Source organism: Saccharothrix sp. ST-888 (assembly GCF_000955975.1).
In the GTDB taxonomy this organism is placed as follows: Bacteria; Actinomycetota; Actinomycetes; order Streptomycetales; family Streptomycetaceae; genus Kitasatospora.
Map to the genome: position 1 here is coordinate 1 of NZ_JYJF01000866.1, position 315 is coordinate 315.

The 315-nt window shown below is 70.8% G+C and carries 1 protein-coding gene; it reads right to left on the bottom strand.

The window, feature by feature from the left end:
• A partial coding sequence (locus UK12_RS34855) for a hypothetical protein (protein WP_045307234.1) occupies nt 1–287 on the bottom strand: 287 nt, incomplete at its 3' end.
• Between the last annotated feature and the right edge of the window lie 28 nt (nt 288–315).

The window sequence follows — 315 nt, forward strand, 5'->3', positions numbered from 1 at the left end:
CGGAAGTTGCCGTGCCCGTCGTTCTTGTACCGGTACAGCTCCGGGTCGCCCTTTGCGTGGACGATCACGTCGTCGATCGCCTTGCCGCCGAGGAGCGAGGCGCGGTGGGTGCCCTGGACGCCGTTCCAGCCGGTGCTGCTGCTGGCGGGCGCGGCCGAGGCGGCACCGGAGATGGCCGCAGCGGTCGCCGGGTCCAGCGTCGGCTGGATCAGCCGCGGGTTGCCCGCAGGGTCGGGGGGCAAGACGTCGGGCTTGCAGGCACCGGTGATTTCGGTGAAGACCGGCATGCTGCACCTCTTCCACGGCGCGTAGAAG